A 2,047-nucleotide genomic window follows, 5' to 3' on the forward strand; every position below is an offset into this window, starting at 1 on the left:
TCGATTGCCTTGCGCACGGCGGCGAAGTGCGGATCGAAGCGGCGGTTGAAGCCGACCATCAGCGTCGCCTTGGTCTTCTCGACCACGGCCAGGCACTTCTCGACGCGCTTGACGTTGAGGTCGATCGGCTTCTCGCAGAAGATCGCCTTGCCGGCCTTGGCGAAGCGCTCGATCAGATCGGCATGGGTGTCGGTCGGCGTGCAGATGACGACGGCGTCGATATCACCGGCTTTCTCGATATCCTCGATGCTGCGCACCTCGGCGCCATAGGCGCTCGCCAGCTCTTTGGCGGCCTTCTCGAACGCATCGGCGACGGCAACCAGTTTGGCCTGCGGATTGGAGCCGACGGCGCGGGCATGGACCTTGCCGATGCGGCCGGCACCGAGGAGAGCGAAGCGAACGGTCATGATATTTCCTCTGGGGGATGGGTTAGAGAGAGTTGTGTCCGCACCTTCCTTTTGGGGGAAGGTGGCAAGTCTATTTTTCGAGCGCGCCAGAAAACAGGATGACCATCCTGTTTAGGCCGCGAGTTCCGCCTCCCCGGTCTTGGCGCCGGTGATGTAGGAGACGATATCGTTTCCGTCGGTGTTCTCCTTGCGCAGATTGGCGACGATGCGGCCGCGCCGGAACACGACGATACGGTCGCAGAGATCGAACACCTGGCGCATATTGTGGCTGATCAGGATCAGCGGCTCGCCATTGTCCTTGAGCGTACGGACGATGTTTTCGACCTGCGCGGTCTCCTGCACGCCAAGGGCAGCCGTTGGCTCGTCCATGATGATCAGCTTGGAGGCGAAGGTCGCGGTGCGGGCGATCGCCACGCACTGGCGCTGGCCGCCTGACATGTGGCGGATGGTGTTGGACAGATTGGGGATCTTCACCGCCGTGCGGACGAGCGCCGCCTCGGTCGCCTTGCGCATGTATTTGCGGTCGAGGATCGAGAACGGGCCGAGGTTGAACAAAACCTTCTCGCGGCCGAGGAACAGGTTCGAAGGCACGTCGAGATCGTCGGCCAGCGCCAGGTTCTGGAACACGGTCTCGATGCCCGCCGTGCGAGCCTCGATCGGCCCGGCAAAATTCACTTCCTTGCCGTCGAACCAGATCTGGCCGCTGGTGCGCTGCTCGACACCGGTGATCTGGCGCACGAAGGTCGACTTGCCGGCGCCGTTGTCGCCCATGATGGCGACATGCTCGCCCTTGCGCAGTTCGAAATTCGCCCCTTCCAGCGCGTGCACGCCGCCATAGCGCTTGGTCAGGTTTTCAGTCTTCAGGACGATGTCTGACATGGTCATGCCCTCATTGCCCGCAGGCGTTGGCGCCACTGGTCGAGAACCACCGCACCGACGATGATCACACCCTTGACCATCTCCTGGTAGTAGGCGTCGAGGCGCAGGAAGGTGAAGCCGGAGATGATGACGCCGAAGATCAGCGAGCCGATCACCGTGCCGATGATCGAGCCGCGGCCGCCCGACAGGGAGACGCCGCCGATGACCGCCATGGCGATGGCGTCGAGTTCGTACATCACGCCCATGCCGGACTGCGCGGTCAGGTTCTTGGAGCTCAGCACCACGGCGGCGAGCGCGGCGAGAATGCCGGCGATGACGTAGACCAGGATCTTGTGGTTGGCGATCTTGATGCCGGACATGCGCGCGGCATCCTCGTTGGAGCCGATCGCGTAACAGTGCTTGCCGTACCTGGTGTAGGTCATGATCAGCTGGAACAGGATGGCCAGCGACAGGAAGATGACGACGGGCATCAGGCCTTTGCCGATGCCGGCGAAACTCTCGGTGGGAAACGAGATCGGCTGGCCCTTGGACCACCATTTGGCGATGCCGCGCGCGGTCACCATCATGCCGAGCGTGGCGATGAACGGCGGAATGCGCGTGTAGGCGATCAGCGCGCCATTGACGAGGCCGGCAAACAGGCCGCAGGCGATCGCCACCAGCAGCGGCACGATGACAGGCAGGTCCGTCCAGCCCTGCGCCAGGAACATCGCCTTGGGATTGGGGTTGCCGTTGACCGTCGCCACCTGAGCGAAGCTCATGGC

3 protein-coding genes are annotated in these 2,047 nt (G+C 63.1%); all 3 read right to left on the reverse strand.

Annotated elements, in window-relative coordinates:
- The coding region (locus EN939_RS31735) for a Gfo/Idh/MocA family oxidoreductase (RefSeq protein WP_164751398.1) at positions 1 to 407 on the reverse strand (407 nt) is incomplete at its 3' end.
- Between the two features lie 111 nt (positions 408 to 518).
- Positions 519 to 1,286 (reverse strand): ATP-binding cassette domain-containing protein, encoded by a 768-nt coding sequence (locus EN939_RS31740; RefSeq protein WP_023810655.1) that lies wholly within the window; start codon positions 1,284 to 1,286, stop codon positions 519 to 521.
- Between the two features lie 2 nt (positions 1,287 to 1,288).
- A partial coding sequence (locus EN939_RS31745) for an ABC transporter permease (RefSeq protein ID WP_164751399.1) occupies positions 1,289 to 2,047 on the reverse strand: 759 nt, incomplete at its 5' end.

The organism is Mesorhizobium sp. M7A.F.Ca.CA.002.05.1.1 (assembly GCF_003998335.1).
GTDB lineage: Bacteria > Pseudomonadota > Alphaproteobacteria > Rhizobiales > Rhizobiaceae > Mesorhizobium.

Coding starts and splice junctions, on each gene's coding strand:
- EN939_RS31740 (WP_023810655.1), bottom strand. CDS start 1,286: ATGTCAGACATCGTCCTGAAGACTGAAAACCTGACCAAGCGCTATGGC.